The organism is Ruminococcus sp. N15.MGS-57 (assembly GCF_000980385.1).
Lineage (GTDB): Bacteria > Bacillota > Clostridia > Oscillospirales > Ruminococcaceae > Hominimerdicola > Hominimerdicola aceti.
The window spans coordinates 1-22,566 of sequence record NZ_LARF01000045.1; the positions used below are offsets into that span (position 1 = coordinate 1).

The 22,566-nt window shown below is 44.5% G+C and carries 41 protein-coding genes and 1 pseudogene; 7 read left to right on the forward strand and 35 right to left on the reverse strand.

The window, feature by feature from the left end:
* Together WS40_RS08890 and sufC are read right to left on the reverse strand one after the other, a co-directional pair.
* Positions 1-548: pseudogene (locus WS40_RS08890) on the reverse strand (Fe-S cluster assembly protein SufB); the annotation flags it as partial.
* A 58-nt stretch (positions 549-606) separates the two neighbouring features.
* Entirely contained in the window at positions 607-1,347 is a 741-nt protein-coding gene (gene sufC, locus WS40_RS08895) for a Fe-S cluster assembly ATPase SufC (RefSeq protein ID WP_046441736.1), read from the reverse strand.
* Between the two features lie 282 nt (positions 1,348-1,629).
* On the opposite strand from sufC, the gene WS40_RS08900 reads away from it, so the two are divergent.
* From WS40_RS08900 to WS40_RS08930, 7 genes are all read left to right on the forward strand, one after another.
* Positions 1,630-1,953, forward strand: coding sequence for a PadR family transcriptional regulator (locus WS40_RS08900; protein WP_002851767.1), 324 nt, complete (start codon positions 1,630-1,632; stop codon positions 1,951-1,953).
* Complete coding sequence (locus WS40_RS08905; RefSeq protein ID WP_046441737.1) at positions 1,950-2,579, forward strand: DUF1700 domain-containing protein; 630 nt, start codon at positions 1,950-1,952, stop codon at positions 2,577-2,579. Before WS40_RS08900 ends, WS40_RS08905 begins: the two co-directional genes overlap by 4 nt.
* Positions 2,579-3,403 (forward strand): DUF4097 family beta strand repeat-containing protein, encoded by an 825-nt coding sequence (locus WS40_RS08910; protein WP_046441738.1) that lies wholly within the window; start codon positions 2,579-2,581, stop codon positions 3,401-3,403. The genes WS40_RS08905 and WS40_RS08910 overlap by 1 nt, the downstream gene beginning before the upstream one ends.
* Before the next feature lie 12 nt (positions 3,404-3,415).
* A complete protein-coding gene (locus WS40_RS08915) occupies positions 3,416-3,598 on the forward strand; it encodes a PspC domain-containing protein (protein ID WP_022286964.1) in 183 nt (60 codons plus the stop codon).
* A 229-nt stretch (positions 3,599-3,827) separates the two neighbouring features.
* Positions 3,828-4,061: a hypothetical protein gene (locus WS40_RS08920; protein WP_046441739.1), complete on the forward strand. Its 234-nt coding sequence runs from the start codon at positions 3,828-3,830 to the stop codon at positions 4,059-4,061.
* On the forward strand, positions 4,058-4,255 hold the full coding sequence (locus tag WS40_RS08925; protein WP_038672628.1) for a hypothetical protein: 198 nt from the start codon (positions 4,058-4,060) through the stop codon (positions 4,253-4,255). Before WS40_RS08920 ends, WS40_RS08925 begins: the two co-directional genes overlap by 4 nt.
* On the forward strand, positions 4,242-5,114 hold the full coding sequence (locus WS40_RS08930; RefSeq protein WP_046441740.1) for a glycoside hydrolase family 25 protein: 873 nt from the start codon (positions 4,242-4,244) through the stop codon (positions 5,112-5,114). The genes WS40_RS08925 and WS40_RS08930 overlap by 14 nt, the downstream gene beginning before the upstream one ends.
* Positions 5,115-5,245: 131 nt before the next feature.
* On the opposite strand, the gene rplQ is transcribed toward WS40_RS08930, so the two are convergent.
* The 33 genes from rplQ to WS40_RS09095 all read right to left on the reverse strand — a co-directional run bounded on the left by rplQ (position 5,246) and on the right by WS40_RS09095 (position 22,459).
* Positions 5,246-5,587 carry a 50S ribosomal protein L17 gene (gene rplQ / locus WS40_RS08935; RefSeq protein WP_046441741.1) on the reverse strand — a complete coding sequence of 114 codons (342 nt, stop codon included), beginning with the start codon at positions 5,585-5,587 and terminating at the stop codon, positions 5,246-5,248.
* 18 nt (positions 5,588-5,605) lie between these two features.
* On the reverse strand, positions 5,606-6,565 hold the full coding sequence (locus tag WS40_RS08940; RefSeq protein ID WP_022286969.1) for a DNA-directed RNA polymerase subunit alpha: 960 nt from the start codon (positions 6,563-6,565) through the stop codon (positions 5,606-5,608).
* A gap of 131 nt (positions 6,566-6,696) precedes the next feature.
* The gene (gene rpsD / locus WS40_RS08945) at positions 6,697-7,293 is read right to left on the reverse strand and encodes a 30S ribosomal protein S4 (RefSeq protein WP_022286970.1); all 597 of its coding nucleotides are present in this window, start codon (positions 7,291-7,293) and stop codon (positions 6,697-6,699) included.
* Between the two features lie 92 nt (positions 7,294-7,385).
* Positions 7,386-7,784, reverse strand: a complete 399-nt coding sequence (gene rpsK, locus WS40_RS08950) for a 30S ribosomal protein S11 (protein WP_022286971.1) — start codon at positions 7,782-7,784, stop codon at positions 7,386-7,388.
* A 14-nt stretch (positions 7,785-7,798) separates the two neighbouring features.
* Positions 7,799-8,167, reverse strand: coding sequence for a 30S ribosomal protein S13 (gene rpsM / locus WS40_RS08955; RefSeq protein ID WP_022286972.1), 369 nt, complete (start codon positions 8,165-8,167; stop codon positions 7,799-7,801).
* Between the two features lie 29 nt (positions 8,168-8,196).
* Positions 8,197-8,310, reverse strand: coding sequence for a 50S ribosomal protein L36 (gene rpmJ, locus WS40_RS08960; RefSeq protein WP_022286973.1), 114 nt, complete (start codon positions 8,308-8,310; stop codon positions 8,197-8,199).
* 60 nt (positions 8,311-8,370) lie between these two features.
* Positions 8,371-8,589: a translation initiation factor IF-1 gene (infA, locus tag WS40_RS08965; RefSeq protein WP_022286974.1), complete on the reverse strand. Its 219-nt coding sequence runs from the start codon at positions 8,587-8,589 to the stop codon at positions 8,371-8,373.
* Positions 8,589-8,888 carry a KOW domain-containing RNA-binding protein gene (locus WS40_RS08970; RefSeq protein ID WP_022286975.1) on the reverse strand — a complete coding sequence of 100 codons (300 nt, stop codon included), beginning with the start codon at positions 8,886-8,888 and terminating at the stop codon, positions 8,589-8,591. The genes infA and WS40_RS08970 overlap by 1 nt, the downstream gene beginning before the upstream one ends.
* Positions 8,885-9,631 carry a type I methionyl aminopeptidase gene (map, locus tag WS40_RS08975; protein WP_022286976.1) on the reverse strand — a complete coding sequence of 249 codons (747 nt, stop codon included), beginning with the start codon at positions 9,629-9,631 and terminating at the stop codon, positions 8,885-8,887. Before map ends, WS40_RS08970 begins: the two co-directional genes overlap by 4 nt.
* Before the next feature lie 16 nt (positions 9,632-9,647).
* A complete protein-coding gene (locus tag WS40_RS08980) occupies positions 9,648-10,280 on the reverse strand; it encodes an adenylate kinase (RefSeq protein ID WP_022286977.1) in 633 nt (210 codons plus the stop codon).
* A gap of 38 nt (positions 10,281-10,318) precedes the next feature.
* Positions 10,319-11,614, reverse strand: a complete 1,296-nt coding sequence (gene secY / locus WS40_RS08985) for a preprotein translocase subunit SecY (protein ID WP_038672632.1) — start codon at positions 11,612-11,614, stop codon at positions 10,319-10,321.
* 2 nt (positions 11,615-11,616) lie between these two features.
* A complete protein-coding gene (rplO, locus tag WS40_RS08990; protein WP_046441742.1) occupies positions 11,617-12,057 on the reverse strand; it encodes a 50S ribosomal protein L15 in 441 nt (146 codons plus the stop codon).
* Between the two features lie 15 nt (positions 12,058-12,072).
* Positions 12,073-12,249, reverse strand: a complete 177-nt coding sequence (gene rpmD / locus WS40_RS08995; protein ID WP_022286980.1) for a 50S ribosomal protein L30 — start codon at positions 12,247-12,249, stop codon at positions 12,073-12,075.
* 14 nt (positions 12,250-12,263) lie between these two features.
* Positions 12,264-12,764 carry a 30S ribosomal protein S5 gene (gene rpsE, locus WS40_RS09000; protein ID WP_022286981.1) on the reverse strand — a complete coding sequence of 167 codons (501 nt, stop codon included), beginning with the start codon at positions 12,762-12,764 and terminating at the stop codon, positions 12,264-12,266.
* Positions 12,765-12,779: 15 nt separating this feature from the next.
* Positions 12,780-13,139 carry a 50S ribosomal protein L18 gene (gene rplR / locus WS40_RS09005; protein WP_022286982.1) on the reverse strand — a complete coding sequence of 120 codons (360 nt, stop codon included), beginning with the start codon at positions 13,137-13,139 and terminating at the stop codon, positions 12,780-12,782.
* Positions 13,140-13,157: 18 nt separating this feature from the next.
* Positions 13,158-13,709 (reverse strand): 50S ribosomal protein L6, encoded by a 552-nt coding sequence (gene rplF, locus WS40_RS09010; RefSeq protein WP_022286983.1) that lies wholly within the window; start codon positions 13,707-13,709, stop codon positions 13,158-13,160.
* A 13-nt stretch (positions 13,710-13,722) separates the two neighbouring features.
* Positions 13,723-14,121, reverse strand: coding sequence for a 30S ribosomal protein S8 (gene rpsH, locus WS40_RS09015; protein ID WP_022286984.1), 399 nt, complete (start codon positions 14,119-14,121; stop codon positions 13,723-13,725).
* Between the two features lie 16 nt (positions 14,122-14,137).
* Positions 14,138-14,323, reverse strand: coding sequence for a type Z 30S ribosomal protein S14 (locus tag WS40_RS09020; protein WP_022286985.1), 186 nt, complete (start codon positions 14,321-14,323; stop codon positions 14,138-14,140).
* 14 nt (positions 14,324-14,337) lie between these two features.
* Positions 14,338-14,880, reverse strand: a complete 543-nt coding sequence (gene rplE / locus WS40_RS09025; RefSeq protein WP_022286986.1) for a 50S ribosomal protein L5 — start codon at positions 14,878-14,880, stop codon at positions 14,338-14,340.
* A 16-nt stretch (positions 14,881-14,896) separates the two neighbouring features.
* Positions 14,897-15,220, reverse strand: coding sequence for a 50S ribosomal protein L24 (rplX, locus tag WS40_RS09030; RefSeq protein WP_022286987.1), 324 nt, complete (start codon positions 15,218-15,220; stop codon positions 14,897-14,899).
* A gap of 17 nt (positions 15,221-15,237) precedes the next feature.
* Positions 15,238-15,606, reverse strand: coding sequence for a 50S ribosomal protein L14 (gene rplN, locus WS40_RS09035; protein WP_022286988.1), 369 nt, complete (start codon positions 15,604-15,606; stop codon positions 15,238-15,240).
* A 73-nt stretch (positions 15,607-15,679) separates the two neighbouring features.
* The gene (gene rpsQ / locus WS40_RS09040) at positions 15,680-15,940 is read right to left on the reverse strand and encodes a 30S ribosomal protein S17 (RefSeq protein WP_022286989.1); all 261 of its coding nucleotides are present in this window, start codon (positions 15,938-15,940) and stop codon (positions 15,680-15,682) included.
* A gap of 21 nt (positions 15,941-15,961) precedes the next feature.
* The gene (gene rpmC / locus WS40_RS09045) at positions 15,962-16,159 is read right to left on the reverse strand and encodes a 50S ribosomal protein L29 (RefSeq protein ID WP_022286990.1); all 198 of its coding nucleotides are present in this window, start codon (positions 16,157-16,159) and stop codon (positions 15,962-15,964) included.
* On the reverse strand, positions 16,159-16,590 hold the full coding sequence (rplP, locus tag WS40_RS09050; protein ID WP_022286991.1) for a 50S ribosomal protein L16: 432 nt from the start codon (positions 16,588-16,590) through the stop codon (positions 16,159-16,161). The genes rpmC and rplP overlap by 1 nt, the downstream gene beginning before the upstream one ends.
* Positions 16,590-17,372, reverse strand: a complete 783-nt coding sequence (gene rpsC / locus WS40_RS09055; protein ID WP_022286992.1) for a 30S ribosomal protein S3 — start codon at positions 17,370-17,372, stop codon at positions 16,590-16,592. Before rpsC ends, rplP begins: the two co-directional genes overlap by 1 nt.
* 20 nt (positions 17,373-17,392) lie before the next feature.
* Positions 17,393-17,728, reverse strand: coding sequence for a 50S ribosomal protein L22 (gene rplV / locus WS40_RS09060; protein ID WP_022286993.1), 336 nt, complete (start codon positions 17,726-17,728; stop codon positions 17,393-17,395).
* A gap of 19 nt (positions 17,729-17,747) precedes the next feature.
* Positions 17,748-18,029 (reverse strand): 30S ribosomal protein S19, encoded by a 282-nt coding sequence (rpsS, locus tag WS40_RS09065; RefSeq protein ID WP_022286994.1) that lies wholly within the window; start codon positions 18,027-18,029, stop codon positions 17,748-17,750.
* Positions 18,030-18,052: 23 nt separating this feature from the next.
* On the reverse strand, positions 18,053-18,886 hold the full coding sequence (gene rplB / locus WS40_RS09070; RefSeq protein ID WP_022286995.1) for a 50S ribosomal protein L2: 834 nt from the start codon (positions 18,884-18,886) through the stop codon (positions 18,053-18,055).
* Between the two features lie 193 nt (positions 18,887-19,079).
* Positions 19,080-19,370: a 50S ribosomal protein L23 gene (gene rplW, locus WS40_RS09075; RefSeq protein ID WP_038672640.1), complete on the reverse strand. Its 291-nt coding sequence runs from the start codon at positions 19,368-19,370 to the stop codon at positions 19,080-19,082.
* Complete coding sequence (gene rplD / locus WS40_RS09080; RefSeq protein ID WP_038672642.1) at positions 19,370-19,993, reverse strand: 50S ribosomal protein L4; 624 nt, start codon at positions 19,991-19,993, stop codon at positions 19,370-19,372. The genes rplW and rplD overlap by 1 nt, the downstream gene beginning before the upstream one ends.
* A gap of 17 nt (positions 19,994-20,010) precedes the next feature.
* The gene (gene rplC, locus WS40_RS09085; protein WP_022286998.1) at positions 20,011-20,646 is read right to left on the reverse strand and encodes a 50S ribosomal protein L3; all 636 of its coding nucleotides are present in this window, start codon (positions 20,644-20,646) and stop codon (positions 20,011-20,013) included.
* A 94-nt stretch (positions 20,647-20,740) separates the two neighbouring features.
* The gene (rpsJ, locus tag WS40_RS09090) at positions 20,741-21,055 is read right to left on the reverse strand and encodes a 30S ribosomal protein S10 (RefSeq protein ID WP_022286999.1); all 315 of its coding nucleotides are present in this window, start codon (positions 21,053-21,055) and stop codon (positions 20,741-20,743) included.
* A 753-nt stretch (positions 21,056-21,808) separates the two neighbouring features.
* Positions 21,809-22,459 (reverse strand): hypothetical protein, encoded by a 651-nt coding sequence (locus WS40_RS09095; RefSeq protein ID WP_046441743.1) that lies wholly within the window; start codon positions 22,457-22,459, stop codon positions 21,809-21,811.
* Positions 22,460-22,566 lie beyond the last annotated feature (107 nt).

The window sequence follows — 22,566 nt, forward strand, 5'->3', positions numbered from 1 at the left end:
CATACTGCACCATGCAAAGCCGCAAATTTGTGATCCCTCGGTGTAACAAGCTTCATGAAATATTTTCTCACCATATCGGCATATTCGCCTTTCATGGCACTTTCGATATCCATGTAAACAACGCCCTCCTGGGCCACCTCAGAACGCACGTTATGATAAACAAGCTCAGAGTCATACTGTGCACCCACGCCTGCAAGAGATTTCCTTTCCGCCTGCGGTATGCCCAGCCTTTCAAAGGTGTCCTTTATATCCTGCGGAACGTTCTTCCAGTTGTTCTGCATTTTCGCGTTTGGTCTTACATATGTGGCAATATTGTCCATATCAAGCCCCTCGAGTGACGGCCCCCAATCAGGGGTAGGTATCTCGTTATATATCTGCAAAGCTTGAAGTCTGAACTGCTGCATCCATATAGGGTCGTTCTTTTCTTTTGATATCTTCTCTATTATTTCAGGCGTCAGACCATTTTTTATGCGGTAAGCGTCGTTTTCAACATCTTTTATATCATAAATACTGCGGTCAATATCCATGACCTGACTTTTTTCTTTCATCATTTTCACCTCGTCCTCTTACTGCGTGTAATGGCAAAACGCCCCTTACACACTTTTATCAGATAGCCGAAAAGCCCTTTTCGTTTATCTTGTCCACAAGCTCTGCACCGCCGTTTTTAACGATAACGCCATTTTCCATAACATGAGCGGCATCAACTGTAAGAGCCTCCAGTATCCTTGTGCTGTGTGTTATAATAAGCAGTGAGCCGTGAACACGCTCTCTGTAGAGCTTTACGCCCTGTGAAACTGTCCTTACTGCGTCAACGTCAAGGCCTGAGTCTGTTTCATCAAGTATAGCAAGCTTTGGCTCAAGCATAAGCATTTGCAATATCTCTGCCTTTTTCTTCTCACCGCCTGAAAAGCCCACGTTGAGATCTCTGTCAGAGTAAGACTCGTCCATATCGAGAAGCTTCATTGTTTCCGCAAGCTTTTTCTTGAAATCCCAAAGTCTAAGACGTGTCTTTGTTTTCTGCTCCAAGGCACTTCTTATAAACGAGCTCAGTGTAACCCCAGGCACTTCCAGCGGATTTTGGAATGACAGAAAAATGCCCTTTTTCGCACGCTCGTTCACAGGCATATCCACAATGCTTTCACCGCCAAAAACAATGTCACCCTCTGTTACAGTGTAAGCAGGGTTGCCTGTTATAGCATAACCCAGCGTAGATTTACCTGTGCCGTTAGGACCCATAAGAACGTGAGTTTCATCACTGTTCACCGTCAGGTCAACACCGTGCAAAATTTCCTTATCCCCAACGCTCACATGAAGTCCAGTTATCTTCAATAAATTATTACTTTTCATATTCTGTGTCCTTTCCTCTATTGCCTTGTCAGGCTTTGTAAAACGTCATGACATGCTATAGCTAGTTAGCTGTTCCTAATAGATATTATATCACAAAAGCATAGAAAATCAATAGGAATTTTCAACAAACAATTATTCTAAACTAACTCACATAAAGTGATGATAACAAAAAATTCGATTTTACCCCTTGACAAATAATATTATATGACGTATAATATATTCAACGATATAGTATTATAGATCAATATAACAACTGAGCTGACTAAAGAGAGGAGAGAGTAAATGGGCTTTCCAATAAGTGCAGGACTGCTTGATTCCATGGTACTGTCAGTGGTAGACAGAGAGGATACCTATGGATATGAGATAACGCAGTTCATACGCAGTGCGGTGGACGTTTCAGAATCCACATTGTATCCTGTGCTGAAACGGCTTCAAAAAAACGAGCTGCTTGAAACCTACGATAAGGAATATATGGGCAGGAACAGACGTTATTATCACGTTACCCCAAAGGGAGAAAAAGCTCTTGAAGAATACCGCAGAGAGTGGAAGAAGCATAAGAATATGGTAGACCGTATATTATTAGAAAAAGGTGGAGAAAACACATGAACAGACTTGAGTATCTTACCCAACTGCGCAGATCGCTTGAAGACGGCGGACTTGCCGAAGATGAAATAAATGACGCAATGGGGTTTTATGAGGAGATATTCCTTGATGCAGGTGCAGCCCATGAAGCTGAAACTGCTGCAAACCTCGGCTCACCCGAAGAGCTTGCCAATAAAATTTTGCAGGACAGTGGCATACACCCACAGGGCGACTCGGTATTTCAAATGGAAGCCGCCGCTGACCCCTCACAGGCTCGTGATACTGACAATAATGTGCCACAGAACGGCAATTCTCTCTCAAAGCTTCTTGTTATCATCATCACAAGCCCAATATGGTTCAGCCTTATGTGTGCCTTTGCCGCAATAGCCTTGGCGATACTTTGTGCACTTTTAAGCATAATAATTGCAGTTTTCGCAACAGGCTTCTCCCTTACAATAGGCGGTATAGTAACGCTTTTCACGGTCTATCCCGCAGGCATTGCCCTTATCGGTGCAGGACTTATTTGTATCGGACTTGGAGGCATGATTGTAATGCCTGTTATAAGATGCATATGGCGTGGCTGTGTAAGCCTTTTCAACAAATTCACAAACTTTGTCCATAGGTTTGTAAGCTCAAAGGCGGTGGCATAATGGCAAAATATGATAATACAGGCGACGTAAAACGCAGACGTTTCCCATTTTTTTTGACGATATTTATTATCGGCATAGTGCTTTTCATTGTGGGCGTGGTGCTTATCAAGGTCACTAACACGAAAAGCCTTGGCAAGCGTTATTCCTACAATGAAACTTTTGACGTTGCCGCTATAGATAATATGGAGATCGATTTCTCCGCAGGGGATCTCAACATCAAAAAGAGCAGTGACGAAAATATCCACGTCACAGGAGAAAATCTCCCAGAGAAGATAAATTTTTCGTCATCAAACAGCAAGCTTCAGGTCAAGACCGCCGACAGCCTTTTGCACCTTAAAGGCGGATATATCTCCTTTGACGGAAGTCAGCCTACGCTGACTATAGAGCTTCCTGAGAAAGCGTTTGACACTGTAAAGATAGACGCAGGCGCAGGACAAATGAAGCTTTCAGATCTGACCTGTGAAAACCTCGACATAGATTTCGGTGCAGGAAGCTCAGAGGTCATTAACGTCACCTGCAAAAATGAAGCCGACTTTGACCTTGGAGTAGGAAAAACAGTTTTCAAAGACTGCACTTTTAACGATTCCGACTTTGACTGCGGGGTAGGCGAAACAGACTTTTCAGGAAAGCTTCTCGGCGACGCTGAGATAGACGGCGGCATAGGAAGTATAAATTTTGATATTGACGGCTGCAAAAACGACTATAAGATAAAATCAGACAGCAAAGTGAATATAAATAGCACAACAGAAGAGAACGAGCTTCTCTACAAAATAAAACTTGACATTGACAACGGTATCGGCGAAATTTCGCTTAATTTCAGATAAGGAGTGATAGAAATGGCAAAGCCACTTTACAAATTAAGAGAAGGCAGAATAATTTCAGGCGTTTGCGCAGGACTAGCGGAGTATTTCAACATCGACGTGAACATAGTCCGTATCTGTGCAGTGCTTATAGGCTGTGCAGGCGGTGCAGGAGTTATCGCATATATTGCGGCTGCAATGCTTCTGCCTGAGAAATAAGACCGTACTAAAAACAAAAACCACGGCTGAATGTAAACTCAGCCGTGGTTTTTTACATCTTAACAAATATCTTTTCTGTTCATGAAAGTATGTGACCAATGCACAAAAGTGCCGCACCAAAACTGTGCAAACAAATGATTTATATTTTAATTTGGCAACAATTCTGCAATTGTTGCATTTTTTATGCAACAAAACACCTCTTTTTCGGGATAAGTAGGAGGTGATAAACATGGAAGCAGTAATAGCGGCGTTCATAGCGGCGGCCGCCAGCATAGCCTGCCAGCTTATAATAGCTCGTTCGGGAGCTAAAGAAAACAAAAAATCACAGGAAGCCACTGAACGGCTTATTATATATAGAATAGATAAGCTGGAACAAACAGTTTCCGAGCATAACGCACTCATTTCAAGGATGGCGGCGGCGGAACAAAAGATAACAGACATGGAAAGGGAGAGATATTCATGAAAGAAAAACTCGCAAAGCTCATTGACGTAAAATCGCTTGTCACACTGCTTATGACAAGCGTGTTCTGTATCCTCACGCTGAAAGGGATAGTCAGCGGAGAGCAGTTCATCACAGTTTTCACCGTGGTGATATCATTTTACTTTGGCGTACAGACGGCAAAAAAATCTGGAGGTGACGGCAATGGAAAAAGCTAAGGGCATTGACGTTTCCCATTGGCAGGGGAGAATAGATTTTGACAAGGTGAAGTCACAGGGTTACAGCTTTGTGATGATAAACGCAGGCTACGGCAAGTACATCAGTCAAAAAGACGAAAATTTCGAGAAGAACTATGCCGCCGCCAGAAAAGCTGGTCTTAATATCGGCACATACTGGTATTCCTACGCTCTTACGGAAGCCGATGCACTTGCGGAAGCGAAAACTTTTCTTGAAGCGGTCAAAGGCAAGAAGTTTGAATATCCCCTCGCCTTTGATATTGAGGACGCTTCCCAAAGTGAACTTCCAAACGCTGCCATAAGCAAAATTATAGAAGCCTTCTGCGACTATCTCGAAAGCAACGGCTACTATGCGGCTATCTACAGCTACGCAAACTTTTTCAAGCGCAAGGTATCAGACTTAGTAAAAAGCCGCTACGACATTTGGGTGGCACATTTTGACGTTGCAAAGCCTGCCATATCAAACTATGGAATGTGGCAGTATACAAGCAAAGGAACTGTAAACGGTGTTCCCGACCGCTGCGATTGCAACTACGCTTACAAAGACTACCCTGCCATAATGAAGAAAAAGTGCCTTAACCTTTACCCTTCCAGCGCAAAAAATCTCGATACCACAGGCTACAAAAAAGGCGATAAAGGCAATGGTGTCCTTGCACTGAAATATCTTCTTATGCTTGCAAAGAAAAAGGGTATGCACAATATCGACCTTGATAAAAACGATATTTTCGGTGCAGGCACTCAGAAAGCCGTGAACAATATACTCAAAAACCACAGCTATTCACAAAACGGCATAGCAGGCAAGAAATTCATTGACCTCATTGGCAATGAACTTCTAAAATAACCACAAACCATAGCCACACTTGTAGGGGCGAACAACGTTCGCCCGCATATCTTGATACCAATGCCCAAATATAAGCACATAAAAAAGGCTGTACCCTTACGGATACAGCCTTGAATGCTATGCAAAATTTATTAAACCAACTGAATGATAGCCATTTCAGCAGCGTCGCCACGACGTGGTCCGATCTTGATGATCTTTGTATAGCCGCCGTTTCTGCCCTCATATGAAGGTGCAATGTTGTCAAACAGCTTCTTAGCTACGTCTTCCTTAGTTATATAAGAAAGTACCTGACGCTTTGAGTGAAGGTCGCCTGCCTTGCCGAGAGTAATCATTTTCTCAGTCATAGCAGCAACTTCCTTAGCTCTTGTTACAGTGGTTTCAATCTTACCGTTTTCGAGAAGATAAGTAACCATAGCTCTGAGCATTGCTTTTCTCTGGTCGCTAGTTCTTCCCAGCTTTCTTGTGCCTGGCATAGATTTTCACTCCTTACTTTAATTATCGTCCTCTGAATTAAGGTCGTAACCCAATGAATGAAGCTTTTCCTTGACCTCGTCGAATGACTTCTTACCAAGGTTTCTTACCTTCATCATTTCTTCAGCAGACTTTTCAATCAAATCGTTAACCGTGTTAATTCCTGCACGCTTCAGACAGTTAAATGAACGCACAGATAAGTCAAGTTCCTCAATGGTCATCTCAAGGATCTTTTCCTTGCCCTTTTCATCCTTTTCAACCATCATCTCTACAACGTTAGTCTCTTCTGAGAGATCAACAAAGAGATTCAGATGCTCGTTGAGGAGTTTGGCTGCCATTGATACAGCTTCCTTAGCGGAGATAGTACCGTCGGTCCAAACCTCCAATGTCAGCTTATCAAAATCGGTGATCTGTCCAACACGGGTGTTGTCAACCGTGAAGTTCACCTTTAATACAGGCGTATAAATACTGTCTACTGCAATAACACCAATAGGGGCATTAGGCATAAGCGCCTTGTTCTTTTCCGCAGAAACATATCCACGACCTCTGTCGATGACAATTTCCATATAAAGCTTTGCGCCCGGTCCCAAAGTTGCAATGTGCATATCAGGAACAAGAATGTCCACCTCAGAATCTGTCTTGATGTCGCCGGCAGTGACAACGCACTCGCCCTCGGCCTCAATGTAGATAGTCTTAGGACCCTCGCCGTAAAGCTTTGCAGTTAAACCCTTGAGGTTAAGAATGATCTCAGTAACATCTTCCTTAACTCCGGGAATTGTTGATAGTTCGTGGTGTACACCGTCGATCTTTACCGATGTAACGGCGACGCCTGGCAAAGAGGAGAGCAGTACACGTCTCAGACTATTTCCGAGCGTAATACCATAGCCACGCTCCAGAGGCTCGAGAATAAACTTGCCGTATGTTCCGTTGCTCTTTAGCTCGGCTGTTTCGATTTCAGGCTTTTCTATTTTTTCAAGCATTTAAGACCCTCCTGTTTTCAAACTCGATTGTTTTATATGATCAATAACACATACACTTCCAAAAACATATCAAGTATTTCTCCGATACGCACTCTTGAAGAGTGCATACCGTAAGAACCACTATCAATACATTATTTAGAATACAACTCGACGATGAGGTGCTCCTCGATGTCATAGTCAAGGTCTTCCTTCACAGGCATACGAAGAACCTTAGCTGTCTGGTTGTCCTTGTTTACATCAAGCCATGTAGGAGCTGCCTTTGAAGCGTTAGCCTCAATGATCTGCTTGAACTTCTCGCTCTTCTTGCTGTTTTCCTTAAGTGAGATAACATCGCCTTCCTTGATTCTGTAAGAAGGAATGTCAACTCTCTTGCCGTTAACAAGATAATGACCGTGAACAACGAGCTGACGAGCCTCTCTTCTTGTCATTGAAAGACCCATTCTGTATACAACATTGTCAAGTCTTGACTCGAGAAGAGTAATGAGGTTAGCACCAGCCTGACCCTCCATTTTCTCAGCAAGCTCGAACAGGTGACGGAACTGCTTCTCAAGAACGCCGTAGATGAACTTGAGCTTCTGCTTTTCCTTAAGCTGCATACCGTATTCTGAAACTTTCTTTCTCTTGTTAGCGTTAGGATCACGCTTTGTTTCCTTAGCGATACCCATAACTGCTGGGCTGATTCCGAGAGATTTACATCTCTTGAGTATTGGTTCTCTATTTACTGCCATGGTAAATACCTCCGTTTTCTAAATGTTATCGGGTCTTAGCCGAATTGCTTACCCGACTTTGAGTAAACTACAAACTCAAATTGTCTTATAAACTATACACGTCTTCTCTTTGGAGGACGGCATCCATTGTGAGGGATCGGAGTTACATCCTTGATAAGTCTAACTTCAAGATCCTCAGACTGCAAAGCTCTGATTGCAGCCTCACGGCCAGCACCAGGTCCCTTTACAAAAACTTCAACAGTCTTAAGGCCATGCTCCTTAGCAGCTCTTGCAGCAGTTTCAGCAGCTGTCTGAGCAGCGAATGGAGTAGACTTCTTAGAACCTCTGAAGCCGAGTCCGCCGGCAGATGCCCAAGAAATAGCATTGCCCTGCATATCTGTAATAGTTACGATAGTGTTGTTAAAAGTAGACTGGATATGAACCTGTCCCTGTTCAATGTTCTTTCTTTCACGACGACGACGAATAGTAGTCTTCTTCTTAGCCTGAGCCATTGTTCACACCCTCCTTACTTCTTCTTATTAGCGATTGTCTTTACAGGACCCTTACGAGTTCTTGCGTTGGTCTTTGTTCTCTGACCTCTAACTGGGAGACCTCTTCTGTGACGAAGACCACGATAACAACCGATTTCTGTCAATCTCTTGATATTGAGCGCAACATTTCTTCTGAGGTCACCCTCAACAGTGATGTTATGGTCAATATATTCACGCAATTTAGCTACATCGTCCTCAGACATATCCTTAACTCTTGTGTCAGGATTTACGCCTGTTTCATTAAGAATCTTAGTAGCAGTTTTCTGACCTATACCATAGATATAAGTAAGAGCAATTTCAATTCTCTTATCCTTTGGCAGGTCGATACCAGCAATACGAGCCATTATTTAGCTGCACCTCCATTATTGGTTTGTTAGCCCTGACGTTGTTTGTGCTTAGGATTCTGGCAGATTACCATAACCTTGCCTTTTCTCTTGATTACCTTGCACTTCTCGCAGATAGGCTTAACTGAAGGTCTTACTTTCATTGAAATACCTCCTTTGAATTTAGCGACAAGAATTAAAAATTCTTAAACTTACGGGAAAGCTTACTTAGCTCTCCATGTGATTCTTCCCTTTGTCAAGTCATACGGTGACATTTCGACCGTTACCTTATCTCCGGGTACGATACGAATATAATTCATACGCAGCTTACCCGAAATATGAGCAAGGATTTTATGACCGTTTGAAAGTTCTACCAGAAACGTTGCATTTGGCTTAGCCTCAATTACCGTTCCCTCAAGTTCGATAACGTCTTCCTTTGACATTAAAAAACCTCCCCATCTAAAAGGTTTTGGTCTGCTGTAACACGGTTTGGGTCAAAACCTTGTATCAGCCGTCTTAATTTCCTGTTTGTCAGCTCATCAGTGCTGATGTTGACGCCCGCAGGTGAAATGTGTTTTATGTTTTTACGCTTTGGCTTTTCAAGCTTACGCTCCTTGCCGTCTGCGATATACACAAAACCGCCGCTGGCAGCTACCGCAACAAAATATCTGCCCTTATCACGGCCTGCGTTCGCAAGCACCACTGAACCGATCGGTATATCTACAACGCTTTTCTCCGTCATACTTTGGTCAGGATAACTGCCCCGTCAGGAGTAACTGCGATTGTATGCTCAAAATGAGCCGCCCACTTTCCGTCTTTTGTCTTAACAGTCCAACCGTCAGGCATTGTCTTGATATCAGCCGTACCCATGTTTATCATAGGCTCTATGGCTATTACCATTCCTGCCACAAGTCTGATGCCGTGACCAGCCTTGCCATAGTTTGGAACTTCTGGATCTTCGTGCAGGTTTTTGCCCACACCGTGACCTACGAACTGTCTTACAACGGAGTAGCCGTTGTCCTCATTGTATTTCTGAATCGCCGCACCCAAGTCGCCAAGTCTAACGCCCGGCTTTACCATATCTATTGCAAGATACAGACTTTCTTCGGTGGACTTCATCAGAGCCTCTGCCTCAGGGGAAATCTTGCCTACAGCAAAGGTCTTGCAGGAATCTCCGTGATAGCCGTCAATGTAAGCACCAACGTCTACTGAAACTATGTCGCCCTCGCAAAGCTTGCGTGGACCGGGGATACCATGGATTATCTCATCGTTGACGGAAATGCAGGCTGAGCCTGGAAATCCGCCGTAGCCAAGGAAGCTTGGCTTTGCACCATGAGAAGTGATATATCTGTGAACGACTTTATCAAGCTCGTAGGTAGTCATACCCGGTCTGATAGCCTCGCCCGCAGCGATCAATGCTCCGGCGGTTATTGCGCCCGCCTTCTGCATTTTCTCGATCTCTTTATTGGATTTAACGCATATCATTAAAAACGCCTCGGATCTATGCCTTAACAGCTTCGAGAACAAGCTTTGAAGTGTCCTCTACCTTATCCTGTCCCTCAACAGTAACGAGCTTACCCTGCTTACCGTAGTAATCTTTAAGAGGAGCGGTTGATTTGTGATATGTCTGAAGTCTGCTGATAACTGTTGCAGGCTCGTCGTCCTTACGGATAACGATCGGCTTTCCGCAAACATCGCACACGCCCTCTACCTTTGAAGGCTTGAAAGCTGTGTGGTAAGTAGCGCCACAGTCGAGGCAAACTCTTCTGCCTGAAAGTCTCTGCTGGATAGTCTCGTCAGGAACATATATCTCTATGACCTTGTCTATCTTAACGCCCATAGCGTCAAGAGCCTCAGCCTGAGGAACTGTTCTTGGGAAACCGTCCAGAATGAAACCGTTCTGAGCGTCAGGCTCAGCGATCCTGTCCTTAAGGATACCAATTACGATATCGTCTGATACAAGGTCGCCTGCGTCCATAGCAGCCTTAGCCTTGAGACCGTACTCAGTGCCAGCCTTAACAGCCGCTCTGAGCATATTGCCTGTAGAAATAGTAGGAATGTTCAGAGCCTTGCAGATAACCTCAGCCTGAGTTCCTTTTCCCGCACCGGGAGCACCTAAAAGAATGATATTCATTTTTAACTCCTTTTTATCTCAAACGTAAAGCCTATGGTTTATTCAAGGAAGCCCTTATGATGACGCATCATCATTTGAGATTCCATAGTTCTTGCAGTTTCAAGAGCAACTGATACAACGATGAGTATCGAAGTACCGCCCATTGCAATATTCATCTTTGTGATCGAAGTGAAGATAATAGGGAAGATAGCGATTATTCCGAGGAACACAGCTCCTACCAATGTTATCTTTGACAGAACCTTCTTAAGATAATCGGAAGTTGGTCTACCAGGTCTGATACCAGGGATACCACCGTTGTTCTGTCTGAGGTTGTTTGCGATCTCAAGTGGGTTATACTGCATTGAAACATAGAAATAGTTGAAGCCGATTATCAGCACAAAGTACAGACAAGCGTAGAACGGATGAGTGTACTCGAACCAGTGAAGGAAGTGATCGTAGAAGCTTCCGCTCTTTGGTTCAATGAACATTTTGAGTGTTGAAGGCAGTGACATGAAAGCCATTGCAAAGATGATAGGCATAACGCCGCTCATTGCGATCTTGATCGGAATAAAAGTATTCTGACCGCCGTACTGTTTTCTGCCGACTACTCTCTTAGCGTACTGTATCGGTATTCTTCTTTCAGCCTCGTTCATAAAGATGATAAAGCCTATCATCAGAATGAATACAACAAGGATAGCAATTACGAGAATGATGTTCTTAGCCTCGCCTGTCTTCATGTAATCGAACAGACCGATAACTGCTGAAGGACCTCTTGCAATGATACCTGCGAACAGGAGCATTGAGATACCGTTTCCGATACCCTTCTCGTTTATCTCGTCACCAAGCCAGATCGTCAGTGACGCACCTGCTGTAAAGCAAGCGATAATAACTATCTCTGCGAATATCTTGCTAAAGCCCTCTGTGTAAACACAAGCACCCGCTTTCTTCATGGTGAGGTAATAAGCCCACGCCTGGAAGATAGCAATAGCAAGTGACGCATATTTTGTTATCTTGTTAAGTTTCTTTCTACCCTCAGGACCTTCCTTCTGGAGTCTTTCCAGCGGTGGGAGAGCGTAGGTCAGAAGCTGAATGATAATTTGTGCATTGATATAAGGTGAAACGGAGAGCGCCAAGAGAGTAGCTTTTGAAAAGTTACCTCCTGACAGAACGTTCAGATAGCTGAAAAAGTCACCTGACGAAGCACTCTGTTCAAACCATGCTGACAATGCGACTGAGTCAAGGTAAGGCACAGGAACTGTACCGCCGACTCTGTAGATGATGATGATGAAAAAAGTAAATAGAAGTTTTTTTCTTAATTCCGGAACTCTCCAGGCATTACGAAATGTCTCTATCACAATTACATCACCTCAACCTTCCCGCCTGCCTTTTCAATCTTTTCCTTAGCAGCTGCTGAGAACTTAGCAGCCTTAACGGTAAGGTTTTTAGTTAATTCGCCGTTTCCGAGGACCTTGACGCCGTCAAGTTCCTTCTTGATGATGCCTGAAGCTTTAAGAAGCTCAGTATCAACAACTGTGCCGTCAACAAATCTATCAAGATCAGATACATTTACGATAGCATACTTTGTTGCGAAAATATTGTTGAATCCACGCTTAGGGATTCTTCTTGCGAGCATTGTCTGTCCGCCTTCAAAGCCCGGTCTTATTCCGCCGCCGGAACGAGCCTTCTGACCCTTGTGTCCCTTGCCTGCGGTCTTTCCGTTACCAGAACCGTGACCTCTGCCCTTGCGCTTGCTCTCCTTTACGGAGCCTGCAACAGGTGATAATTCGTGCAGTTTCATTCAGATTGCACCTCCTTATGCTTCAGTTACTTTAATAAGATGGGAGATAACCTTTACCTTTCCCTTTGTCTGAGGATTGTCAGGCTGACAAGTCTTATCCCCGATTTTTCTGAGACCCAGTGAATTAGCGGTAGCGACCTGCTTATCGCTTCTTCCGTTAAGGCTCTTTATCAGTTCGATGTTTATTGCCATAACTGTTATCCTCCTTAGCCTGTAATTTCTTTAACTGTCTTGCCTCTGAGAGCTGCTACTGTTTCAGCGCTTCTGATGTTAGCAAGACCGCTTATTGTAGCTCTTACTGCGTTGTAAGGATTGTTTGAACGGAGCTGCTTAGCTCTGATATCCTTAATTCCAGCAGCTTCTACAACGGCTCTTACTGTGCCGCCTGCGATAACTCCAGTACCTGGTGCTGCAGGCTTGAGAAGAACCTCGCCTGCACCGAACTTACCGATAATTTCGTGTGGGATCGTTGTTCCCTTAAGTGAAATTCTGATAAGGTTCTTCTTGGCGTCCTGGATTGCCTTTCTGATTGCGTCAGGAACTTCTCCTGATTTACCGATTCCGAAACCTACTACTCCGTTTCCGTCGCCTACTACTACGAGGACTGAGAACTTCATTATACGGCCGCCCTTAACAGTCTTTGATACTCTGTTAATTGCAACGACCTTTTCAGTAAGTTCCATGTTTGAAGCATCTATTAAAGCCAATGTTTACCCTCCTCTTTAGAACTTAAGTCCGCCTTCACGGGCTCCGTCTGCCAACTCCTGAACACGTCCGTGGTAAAGGTAGCCGCCTCTGTCGAATACGACATTCTCGATGCCCTTTGCCTTAGCCGCCTGAGCGATCATTTCGCCGACCTTACGAGCGCCTTCCTTGTTGCCGCCGTTGCCTTCAAAGTCCTTGGACATTGAGGAAGCGCTGCAAAGTGTTACGCCGTTTACGTCGTCGATAACCTGTGCATAAATATGCTTAGAGGAGCGGAATACGTTGAGGCGAGGACAATCAGCTGTTCCGTTGATCTTGTTGCGGACTCTCTGATGTCTTTTTGCTCTTGCCTTAGCCTTGTCAAGCTTTTTAACCATAGTAATTCTCTCCTTTTATTACTTCTTGCTGCCCTTACCAGCCTTACCTTCCTTACGGATAACATACTCGCCTTCGTAACGAATACCCTTACCCTTATAAGGCTCTGGTGGACGCTTCTCACGGATCTCACAAGCAAACTGACCTACTTCCTGCTTGTCGCAACCTGAAATTACGATGTGGTTTGCGTCAGGTACATCGATCTTGATAGTATCTGTTTCAGGAACGATTACCTGATGAGAAAAACCAAGGTTCATAACAAGGTTCTTACCCTGTTTCTGTGCTCTGTAACCTACACCAACGATCTCTAGCTTCTTTGCGAAACCCTCTGTAACACCCTCTACCATGTTGTGTACGAGTGTTCTTGTCAGACCGTGCAGTGACTTGTGGAGCTTATCCTCTGAAGGACGCTCTACTGTGATCACGCCGTCTGCACACTTTATTATCATATCCTTGTGGAACTCTTTTGTGAGTGAACCCTTAGGACCCTTTACTGTAACTACGTTTCCGTCTGCAACAGTAACCTCTACACCTGCAGGAACACTAATTGGCTTAATACCTATTCTTGACATAACTTAGTCCTCCTTACCAGATGAATGCGAGAACTTCTCCGCCGACATTCAGCTCTCTAGCCTTCTTGTCTGTGATAACGCCCTTTGAAGTAGATACGATAGCAATGCCAAGACCCTTTATAACCTTTGGCATATCCTCGCAGCTTGCGTAAATTCTCAGACCAGGCTTTGATACTCTTCTGAGTCCTGTGATGACTGGATTTCTGTTCTCGTCATATTTAAGAGTAATTCTAATGATACCCTGCTTACCGTCTTCAATGATCTTGAAGTCCTTAACGTATCCTTCGTCTACGAGGATCTGTGTGATCGACTTCTTCATATTAGATGCAGGAACGTCAACTGTTGCGTGCTTCGCAGTACTTGCGTTACGGATTCTTGTAAGAAGATCCGCTATTGTATCAGTAATTTGCATGCGTGTTAACCTCCTTTTACCAACTAGCCTTCTTAACTCCCGGAATCTTACCCTCGTGAGCCAACTCTCTGAAACAGATACGGCAAACGCCGAACTTTCTCAGATAAGCGTGAGGTCTTCCGCAGATCTTACATCTGTTGTAAGCACGAGTGGAATATTTAGGCGTAGCCTGCTGTTTGTTGATCATAGCCTTCTTAGCCATTTTTTATCCTCCTCTTACTTATCAGCAAATGGAGCACCCATAAGTGAAAGCAGCTCCTTTGCCTCTTCATCAGTTTTTGCAGTTGTGATAAAGTTGATATCCATACCACGAACCTTATCTATCTTATCGTATTCGATCTCAGGGAAGATCAGCTGCTCCTTAAGACCAGTAGAGTAGTTGCCTCTGCCGTCGAAAGAGTTAGGGTTGATACCTCTGAAATCTCTTACACGAGGAAATGCTACGTTGAAAAGTCTGTCAACGAATTCATACATTTTCTCAGCTCTCAGTGTTACCTTAACACCGATGATCTGTCCGTCTCTGAGCTTGAAGTTAGCAACGGACTTCTTTGCCTTACAAACGATCGGCTTCTGTCCTGTGATAGCAGCCAGATCAGTCATGATAGCATCGATAACCTTCTTGTTATCCTTATCTGCGCCGCAGCCCACGTTGATAACTACCTTATCAAGCTTTGGGATCTGCATAACGTTAGCGTATTCGAATTTCTTCATCATAGCAGGAGCTACGTCGCTAACATAATATTCTTTAAGTCTAGCCATCGTAATATCCTCCTAATTAAAATTCTTCGCCGCAGTCTGCGTTCTTGCAGACTCTAACTTTAGTACCGTCCTCAAGGAACTTATGAGCGACTCTTGTTGGCTTGCCGCACTTAGGGCAAACTGCCTGTACCTTTGAAGCGTACATTGCAGCCTCAGCCTCAACTATGCCGCCCTGCTCGCCCTGACGTCTTGGCTTAACGTGCTTTGTAGCAATGTTAAGACCCTCAACGATTACCTTTCCCTCCTTAGGGGAAACTTCCAGGACCTTGCCCTTCTTACCCTTGTCCTTACCGGAGAGGATAACGACGGTGTCGCCTGTTTTTACGTGTACCTTATTCATTGTTACGACACCTCCAATTAAAGAACTTCTGGAGCAAGTGAAAGGATCTTCATATAATCCTTCTCTCTGAGCTCCTTAGCTACTGGTCCAAATATACGAGTACCTCTTGGGTTCTTGTCTTCTTTGATAATAACAGCTGCGTTTTCGTCAAAACGGATATATGTGCCGTCTGCACGACGAAGACCCTTAGCTGAACGAACGATTACTGCTTTAACAACGTCGCCCTTTTTAACAACTCCGCCTGGTGTTGCCTTTTTAACAGAACAAACTACAACGTCACCGATGTTTGCATACTTTCTGCGTGTTCCGCCGAGTACCCTGATGCACATAAGCTCCTTTGCTCCGGAGTTATCTGCTACCTTCAGGTAAGTCTGCATTTGTATCACAGTGCGTTCCTCCTTTCAGAATTTAACGTGCGGTCGGCAGAAGTTATCTGCCACCTGCACTATTGCGTTTTAATTACTTAGCCTTCTCAAGAACGTTAACAAGACGCCATCTCTTGTCCTTTGACAGAGGTCTTGTTTCCATAACTTCAACCTTGTCGCCTATATTGCAGACATTGTTTTCGTCATGTGCCTTAAGCTTAACTGTTCTCTTGATGATCTTCTTGTAAAGTGGGTGCTGTACGTTATCCTTGATAGCAACTACGATAGTCTTATCCATCTTGTTGGAAACTACAACGCCAACTCTGGTTTTTCTCAAATTTCTCTCTTCGCTCACAGTTAATCCTCCCTTCGAAAATTACTGAACATTGGACTCTTGCTTACGAATGAATGTCTTTACACGAGCAATATCCTTCTTCACAGCCTGAAGTCTCTTAGGATTCTCCAACTGATTTACAGCGTGCTGGAAACGAAGGTTAAAAAGCTCCTGCTTGAGCTCAGCGAGTTTGCTGTTGAGCTCGTCGACTGTCATATCCTTGATTTCATTAGCCTTCATTATTGCTCACCACCCGTTTCTTGAGTATCTCTTTTAACGAACTTACACTTGATAGGCAGCTTGTGCATTGCAAGACGCATTGCTTCTCTAGCTGTCTCTTCAGGTACTCCTGCGATCTCGAACATTACTCTGCCTGGCTTAACAACGGCTACCCAATACTCAGGTGCGCCCTTACCTTTACCCATTCGAGTTCCAAGAGGCTTTCTTGTTGCAGGCTTATCTGGGAAGATCTTGATCCAAACCTGACCGCCACGCTTGATGTATCTTGTCATTGCGATACGGGCAGCTTCGATCTGATTTGATGTGATCCAAGCAGGCTGAAGAGCCTGAAGACCATACTCACCGTGAGAAACTGTGTTACCTCTCATAGCCTTGCCTGTCATACGGCCGCGGTGCTGTTTTCTGAACTTAACTCTCTTTGGAAGCAGCATTACTTGTTACCTCCCTCTTTTTTAGCCTTATTGAAGTCACGCTTACCATTTCTGTTCTGGCGTCTTCTGTCGTTTGACTCTCTCTTGTCTGAAGCAGCAACTTCGCCCTTAAGAACCTCGCCTCTGTATATCCATACCTTAACGCCGATCCTACCGTAAGTTGTGTGTGCCTCAGCTGTACCATAGTCGATGTCAGCTCTGATCGTCTGAAGTGGAATTGTACCCTCGTGGTATGTTTCTGCTCTAGCGATCTCTGCACCGCCAAGACGGCCGCCGCATCTAACCTTGATACCCTTAGCGCCGAGCTTCATTGCTCTGCCGATAGACTGCTTCATTGCTCTTCTGAATGAGATTCTATCTTCAAGATCGTGTGCGATCTTTTCTGCAACGAGCTGTGCATTGATGTCAGGCTGCTTTACTTCAACGATGTTGATAGCAACGCTCTTGCCGATCATCTTTTCAACGTTTGCACGGAGCTTTTCAATCTCTGCGCCGCCTCTGCCTATTACGATACCAGGCTTTGCACAGTGGATGTGGATTCTTACCTTCTGACCGCCGTCCTTATCGGCAAATCTTTCGATCTCTACTTTTGGAACGCCGGCGTATACGCACTTATCTGCTGGATTCTTTGATCTTGTATTCAGCTCTTTAAGAATAAAGTTACGAACGTTGTAATCCTCAACCAGTGTATCGCCAAAAGTACCCTTTTCTGCAAACCAGCGGGAGTCCCAATTCTTAATCACACCGACACGAAGTCCGTGTGGATTTACTTTCTGTCCCATAGTTTACCTCCTCTTTCAGCTTATTCCTTTTCCTTAAGAACGATCGTAACGTGTGATGTTCTCTTAAGGATTCTATATGCTCTGCCTTGTGCTCTTGGCATGATTCTCTTCATTATCGGTCCTGGACAAACATAGCACTCTGCAACGTAAAGGTTGTTCTTATCCATGTTATGGTTGTTCTCAGCGTTGTGAGCGGCGGACTTCAGAAGCTTCTCAAGATATTCACTTGCAGCCTTTGGTGTATGCTTTACTGTTGCCATTGCAACATCATAGTCTTTTCCTCTGATCAGATCGAGAACGATCTGTACCTTACGAGGAGCAATACGAGCATTTCTCAGAATTGCTTTTGCTTCCATTTGTATTCCTCCTTCCGCACTACTTACCGTTGTTTGAGGTCTTTGAACCTGCATGACCCTTGAATGTTCTTGTTGGAGCGAACTCTCCCAGCTTGTGACCAACCATGTCCTCTGTTACATATACAGGAACGTGCTTACGTCCGTCGTGAACTGCGAATGTGTGACCAACGAATTCAGGGAATATTGTAGAAGCTCTGCTCCATGTCTTGAGCACCTTCTTCTCGCCTGCATCGTTCATTGCCTTAACTCTCTTGTAAAGGACCTCCTGTACGTATGGTCCCTTCTTGACACTTCTACCCATTGATCATCTGCCTCCTTTCAGCATTACTTACCGTTTCTGCGTTTTACGATAAACTTATCGGAGCGATGATGCTTAGCACGGGTCTTGTATCCCATTGTAGGCTTACCCCAAGGTGTAACTGGAGTTGGTCTACCAACTGGAGCACGACCCTCACCACCACCGTGTGGGTGATCGCATGGGTTCATTACAGAACCTCTAACGGTAGGTCTCCAGCCCATATGACGCTTTCTACCTGCCTTACCGATATTTACGTTCTCATGGTCGATGTTTCCTACCTGACCGATTGTAGCCATGCAGTTTACAGGGACCTTTCTCATCTCGCCTGAAGGAAGTCTTACAAGTGCGTAGTTGTCTTCCTTACCCATGAGCTGAGCCATGTTTCCTGCTGAACGAACGAGCTGTGCGCCCTTACCAGGATAAAGCTCGATGTTGTGGATGAAAGTACCAACAGGAATGTTTATCATTGCAAGTGCATTACCAGGCTTGATGTCTGCGTCTGCGCCTGCTCTGATAACGTCACCAACCTTAAGACCATAAGGTGCGATGATGTATCTCTTCTCGCCGTCCTCATACTCTACAAGAGCAATGAATGCTGAACGGTTTGGATCGTACTCGATAGTAAGAACTGTTGCGTTCATATCGAGTTTGTTTCTCTTAAAATCAATTACACGGTATTTTCTTCTTACTCCGCCGCCTCTGTGACGAACAGTGATTCTACCGTAGCTGTTTCTACCTGAGTTCTTCTTGAGTGGCTCAAGCAGAGACTTACATGGAGCAACCTTTGAAAGCTCGGAATAATCGGTAACTGTCATACCTCTTCTGCCGGCTGTTGTAGGCTTGTAGCTCTTTATTGCCATTTGAAATTCACTCCTTATCTGAGTTTTGCGAAAAGGTCAAAGCGTTTTCACGCCAAGCGCCCTTCCATACTTACGTCCTGCGGTGAAATGATGAGCGGTCCTCGCCGCCTCGCAAGACCTTTCCGAAGACTTCTCGGTATTCATGAAGTTCTTCGGAGCAATGCAGCCTTACGCTGCACCTCTTTTAGAGGATTTAGAACAAGCCCTCGAAGAATTCGATTGTCTTGTCACCCTCAAGAGTAACGATCGCTTTTTTCCAGTCTGGTCTGTAGCCTACGCTTCTTCCCATTCTCTTCTGCTTACCCTTAACGCTGATCGTGTTTACCTTAGCTACCTTTACGTTGAAAAGCTCTTCAACTGCCTTAGCGATCTCGATCTTGTTAGCGTCCTTAGCGACCTTGAAAGTGTATCTGTTAGCCTGAAGTCTGTCCATAGAATCTTCAGTGATAACTGGCTTTAAAATTATATCTTGAGCAGTTCTCATTATGCGTAAACCTCCTCAATCTTCTTTACAGCCTCTGAAGAAACGATAAACTTATCATAGTTCAGAATGTCGTAAACACTGAGAGTATTTACAGTAGCTGTCTTAACGCCAGGAATGTTGGCTGCACTCTTGACAACAGTCTTGTCAGACTCTGCTGTAACGATGAGAGCCTTACCCTCAGCACCAAGTGCCTTGAGCATCTCAACAACTGCCTTTGTCTTGTAGCTCTCGAGCTTGATTGAATCAACAACTACGAGATTCTCGTCAACGACCTTTGTTGAAAGTGCAGACTTCATACCGAGTCTTCTTTCCTTTTTATTAAGTGAATAGCTGTAATCTCTTGGCTTAGGACCGAGAGCAACACCACCGTGTACCCACTGTGGAGCTCTGATAGAACCCTGTCTTGCGTGACCTGTTCCCTTCTGTCTCCATGGCTTTCTACCACCGCCTCTTACTTCTGTTCTTGTAAGAGTTGACTGTGTGCCCTGTCTCTGGTTAGCAAGATAATTTACAACCATAGCGTGCATGATAGCCTTGTTTGGCTCGATACCGAAAATAGCATCGTTAAGCTCAGTGTCGGCAACCTTTTTGCCTGTCATATCAAATACTGAAATCTGTGACATTATGATTCCTCCTTCCACTAAGCCTTCTTAACGCAGTCGCAAATTGTAACTGTACCGTTCTTTGGTCCAGGAATTGCGCCCTTGATTGCGATAAGATTGTTTTCTGCGTCTACCTTGACGATCTCAAGATTCTGTACAGTTACCTTTACGTTACCGTACTGACCAGGCATACCCTTGCCCTTGAAGATTCTTGAAGGTGATGAACAAGCACCCATAGAACCTGCATGTCTGTGTACAGGACCTGTACCGTGAGTTTCCTTAAGTCTTGAGTTGTTGTGACGCTTGATCGTACCGGAGAATCCGTGACCCTTGCTTGTACCGCTGACATCAACGATGTCGCCTGCAGCAAATGTGTCAGCCTTTACGATATCTCCAACATTAAGAGCTGATGTGTCAGCAAGTCTGAACTCCTTAAGAGTTCTCTTCATTGCAACGTCAGCCTTCTTGAAGTGACCCTGAAGAGGCTTGTTTACTCTCTTCGCTCTGATGTCGCCATAGCCAAGCTGAACAGCCTCATAGCCGTCATTCTCAACTGTCTTCTTCTGAACGACAACGCAAGGACCAGCTTCAACAACTGTTACAGGAATTACTTTTCCTGCTTCATCGAAAATCTGTGTCATACCGATTTTCTTACCGATGATTCCCTTTTGCATTATGTTTTCCTCCTATGTGGTTATTGGTCGGACTTGTCCGACGTGACCTGCGTGTTAAATGTTTTTTGAGATCGCACGCGATCTCATTTGGAGATTACTTGATCTCCATAACAATGTTAACGCCTGCAGGAAGTTCAAGATTTTCAAGAGCTGCTGTTGTTTCCTTTGTAGGTCTCAGAACGTCGATAAGTCTCTTGTGAGTTCTCATCTCGAACTGCTCACGGCTATCCTTGTACTTGTGTACAGCTCTGAGGATAGTGATTACCTCTTTGTCTGTAGGAAGTGGGATAGGACCTGAAACCTGTGCGCCTGAACGCTTAACAGCCTCAACGATCTTTGCTGCAGCTGCATCTACAACCGCATGCTCGTAACCCTTGATCTTGATTCTGATCTTTTCATTGACTGCCACTTAAATCGCCTCCTTGTGCAAATTAAAAAAGTTTAGGGGGCAGCTTTCTTTCACTCAAGCCTCAGTCAATTGCGTAAATGATCGAGGCGTGCCGATCGCTTACGCAATTGACAGGTTCGAGCTTTAAAAGCTTTCTGTTGATACCCGTTTACACTCTGCCGTGTGTTCCCTGCCGTTCTCATAAAAAATTCCGAAACCCACAAGGCTTTCGGACTCAGAAAACAGCGCACACAGCATCACACATACTCACGCTAAAGCAGACCTTGTCCGCTATCGCAAGAAGCATAAGCACATACTGTGTTCGGTATTAACAGTCGCCCGGTTTAAAATCGGACATACTCCACGGAAATTACCTGACCAACTATCAGCAACCTTCCGCTTCATCGCATATCATCATCGTGTACATTAAATACACTGTGCAGTCACGCAAGTATTATTATACACTACTTTTACCCCATTTGCAAGCGGTTACAGACAAATTACAATATAGAATTTTCACTGACTTCTCAGCACATTTGTATGCACATTGCACAAATTTCACTATGAGTATCATTTGCCGCTATATTTTATTCATATTCGCTATAAAAGTCGGTTTTTCGGGGCTTTAGCAGGGTAAAATGCTACTATTTATCGCAATAATTTTGCTATCGCAAAAAGAACGGGCGACCACAGGTCGCCCTTACAAGAGGTATGGTGTAGGGGACGGCGTCCTCGACGTCCCATTTTGCTGTATCATGTTATACAAAGTTTATATTACGCCACTTCGTCAGTGTCATAGTACGCCTTGACCTTCTCTTCCGTTTCATCGGTGATCGTCTTTTTGATCTCTGTTTCCTCATCGCTGAATATAAGATCAGCAAGCTCAGAGGGGATAGTTTCCCTGATCGAGCCTTCATACATTGCTCCGCCTCTTGGCTCCCACATCTTGGTCATTGTCCAATTGTCGTCCTGCTTTTTAAAGTCCAACATTCTTACGACCAGACCGCCGCTGTACATATTGCCCACACCTTTATAATGTCCGTCATTGCTCAGTATATAGACCTTGCAGGTCTCATCGTCGATACTCTGCACGCCCATAAGATAATGGGATTCCACAAAAAAGTCGTTTTTGCCTGCATTCTCATAGTCATTTGCTTCGCCTCTATTGTATGTGCGCATTATCACCGCATTTGAGATATCCTCGTCAGTGAGACCCTCTGGCAGTTGGTGGACGACCTCCGCATCACAGCCCTTATAAAAATAGCGTCCTCCAATGCCGTGAGTTTTGTAATAAAACGACACGAACTTTGCCCCTAAAACGACAACTATCACAGTTATCAGCACAAGGAATACCAACAGTTTCACATACACCTTCTTTTTCGGCTCTTCATAAGCTGCGTTTGTTTCTTTATTTACATCGTTCATATTAAGCACCCCTTTGGTATGATATTAGCATAGTCCAAACTGCTGACTACAGTGGTGACAGGCTATGCTTATTTTGATATAATAAGAAGGTAATGGACTGACGGTCA

Bases quoted from the DNA above. Each gene is read 5' to 3' on its own strand.
- sufC (WP_046441736.1), bottom strand. From the start codon at position 1,347: ATGAAAAGTAATAATTTATTGAAGATAACTGGACTTCATGTGAGCGTT.
- WS40_RS08900 (WP_002851767.1), top strand. From the start codon at position 1,630: ATGGGCTTTCCAATAAGTGCAGGACTGCTTGATTCCATGGTACTGTCA.
- WS40_RS08905 (WP_046441737.1), top strand. From the start codon at position 1,950: ATGAACAGACTTGAGTATCTTACCCAACTGCGCAGATCGCTTGAAGAC.
- WS40_RS08910 (WP_046441738.1), top strand. From the start codon at position 2,579: ATGGCAAAATATGATAATACAGGCGACGTAAAACGCAGACGTTTCCCA.
- WS40_RS08915 (WP_022286964.1), top strand. From the start codon at position 3,416: ATGGCAAAGCCACTTTACAAATTAAGAGAAGGCAGAATAATTTCAGGC.
- WS40_RS08920 (WP_046441739.1), top strand. From the start codon at position 3,828: ATGGAAGCAGTAATAGCGGCGTTCATAGCGGCGGCCGCCAGCATAGCC.
- WS40_RS08925 (WP_038672628.1), top strand. From the start codon at position 4,058: ATGAAAGAAAAACTCGCAAAGCTCATTGACGTAAAATCGCTTGTCACA.
- WS40_RS08930 (WP_046441740.1), top strand. From the start codon at position 4,242: ATGGAAAAAGCTAAGGGCATTGACGTTTCCCATTGGCAGGGGAGAATA.
- rplQ (WP_046441741.1), bottom strand. From the start codon at position 5,587: ATGCCAGGCACAAGAAAGCTGGGAAGAACTAGCGACCAGAGAAAAGCA.
- WS40_RS08940 (WP_022286969.1), bottom strand. From the start codon at position 6,565: ATGCTTGAAAAAATAGAAAAGCCTGAAATCGAAACAGCCGAGCTAAAG.
- rpsD (WP_022286970.1), bottom strand. From the start codon at position 7,293: ATGGCAGTAAATAGAGAACCAATACTCAAGAGATGTAAATCTCTCGGA.
- rpsK (WP_022286971.1), bottom strand. From the start codon at position 7,784: ATGGCTCAGGCTAAGAAGAAGACTACTATTCGTCGTCGTCGTGAAAGA.
- rpsM (WP_022286972.1), bottom strand. From the start codon at position 8,167: ATGGCTCGTATTGCTGGTATCGACCTGCCAAAGGATAAGAGAATTGAA.
- rpmJ (WP_022286973.1), bottom strand. From the start codon at position 8,310: ATGAAAGTAAGACCTTCAGTTAAGCCTATCTGCGAGAAGTGCAAGGTA.
- infA (WP_022286974.1), bottom strand. From the start codon at position 8,589: ATGTCAAAGGAAGACGTTATCGAACTTGAGGGAACGGTAATTGAGGCT.
- WS40_RS08970 (WP_022286975.1), bottom strand. From the start codon at position 8,888: ATGACGGAGAAAAGCGTTGTAGATATACCGATCGGTTCAGTGGTGCTT.
- map (WP_022286976.1), bottom strand. From the start codon at position 9,631: ATGATATGCGTTAAATCCAATAAAGAGATCGAGAAAATGCAGAAGGCG.
- WS40_RS08980 (WP_022286977.1), bottom strand. From the start codon at position 10,280: ATGAATATCATTCTTTTAGGTGCTCCCGGTGCGGGAAAAGGAACTCAG.
- rplO (WP_046441742.1), bottom strand. From the start codon at position 12,057: ATGAAACTGCACGAATTATCACCTGTTGCAGGCTCCGTAAAGGAGAGC.
- rpmD (WP_022286980.1), bottom strand. From the start codon at position 12,249: ATGGCAATAAACATCGAACTGATAAAGAGCCTTAACGGAAGAAGCGAT.
- rplR (WP_022286982.1), bottom strand. From the start codon at position 13,139: ATGGTTAAAAAGCTTGACAAGGCTAAGGCAAGAGCAAAAAGACATCAG.
- rplF (WP_022286983.1), bottom strand. From the start codon at position 13,709: ATGTCAAGAATAGGTATTAAGCCAATTAGTGTTCCTGCAGGTGTAGAG.
- rpsH (WP_022286984.1), bottom strand. From the start codon at position 14,121: ATGCAAATTACTGATACAATAGCGGATCTTCTTACAAGAATCCGTAAC.
- WS40_RS09020 (WP_022286985.1), bottom strand. From the start codon at position 14,323: ATGGCTAAGAAGGCTATGATCAACAAACAGCAGGCTACGCCTAAATAT.
- rplE (WP_022286986.1), bottom strand. From the start codon at position 14,880: ATGGCTAGACTTAAAGAATATTATGTTAGCGACGTAGCTCCTGCTATG.
- rplX (WP_022286987.1), bottom strand. From the start codon at position 15,220: ATGAATAAGGTACACGTAAAAACAGGCGACACCGTCGTTATCCTCTCC.
- rpmC (WP_022286990.1), bottom strand. From the start codon at position 16,159: ATGAAGGCTAATGAAATCAAGGATATGACAGTCGACGAGCTCAACAGC.
- rplP (WP_022286991.1), bottom strand. From the start codon at position 16,590: ATGCTGCTTCCAAAGAGAGTTAAGTTCAGAAAACAGCACCGCGGCCGT.
- rpsC (WP_022286992.1), bottom strand. From the start codon at position 17,372: ATGGGACAGAAAGTAAATCCACACGGACTTCGTGTCGGTGTGATTAAG.
- rplV (WP_022286993.1), bottom strand. From the start codon at position 17,728: ATGGAAGCAAAAGCAATTCTGAGAAATGCTCGTATTGCTCCTCGTAAG.
- rpsS (WP_022286994.1), bottom strand. From the start codon at position 18,029: ATGGGTAGAAGTGTCAAGAAGGGACCATACGTACAGGAGGTCCTTTAC.
- rplB (WP_022286995.1), bottom strand. From the start codon at position 18,886: ATGGCAATAAAGAGCTACAAGCCTACAACAGCCGGCAGAAGAGGTATG.
- rplW (WP_038672640.1), bottom strand. From the start codon at position 19,370: ATGAGAACTGCTCAAGATATAATTTTAAAGCCAGTTATCACTGAAGAT.
- rplD (WP_038672642.1), bottom strand. From the start codon at position 19,993: ATGTCACAGATTTCAGTATTTGATATGACAGGCAAAAAGGTTGCCGAC.
- rplC (WP_022286998.1), bottom strand. From the start codon at position 20,646: ATGCAAAAGGGAATCATCGGTAAGAAAATCGGTATGACACAGATTTTC.
- WS40_RS09095 (WP_046441743.1), bottom strand. From the start codon at position 22,459: ATGAACGATGTAAATAAAGAAACAAACGCAGCTTATGAAGAGCCGAAA.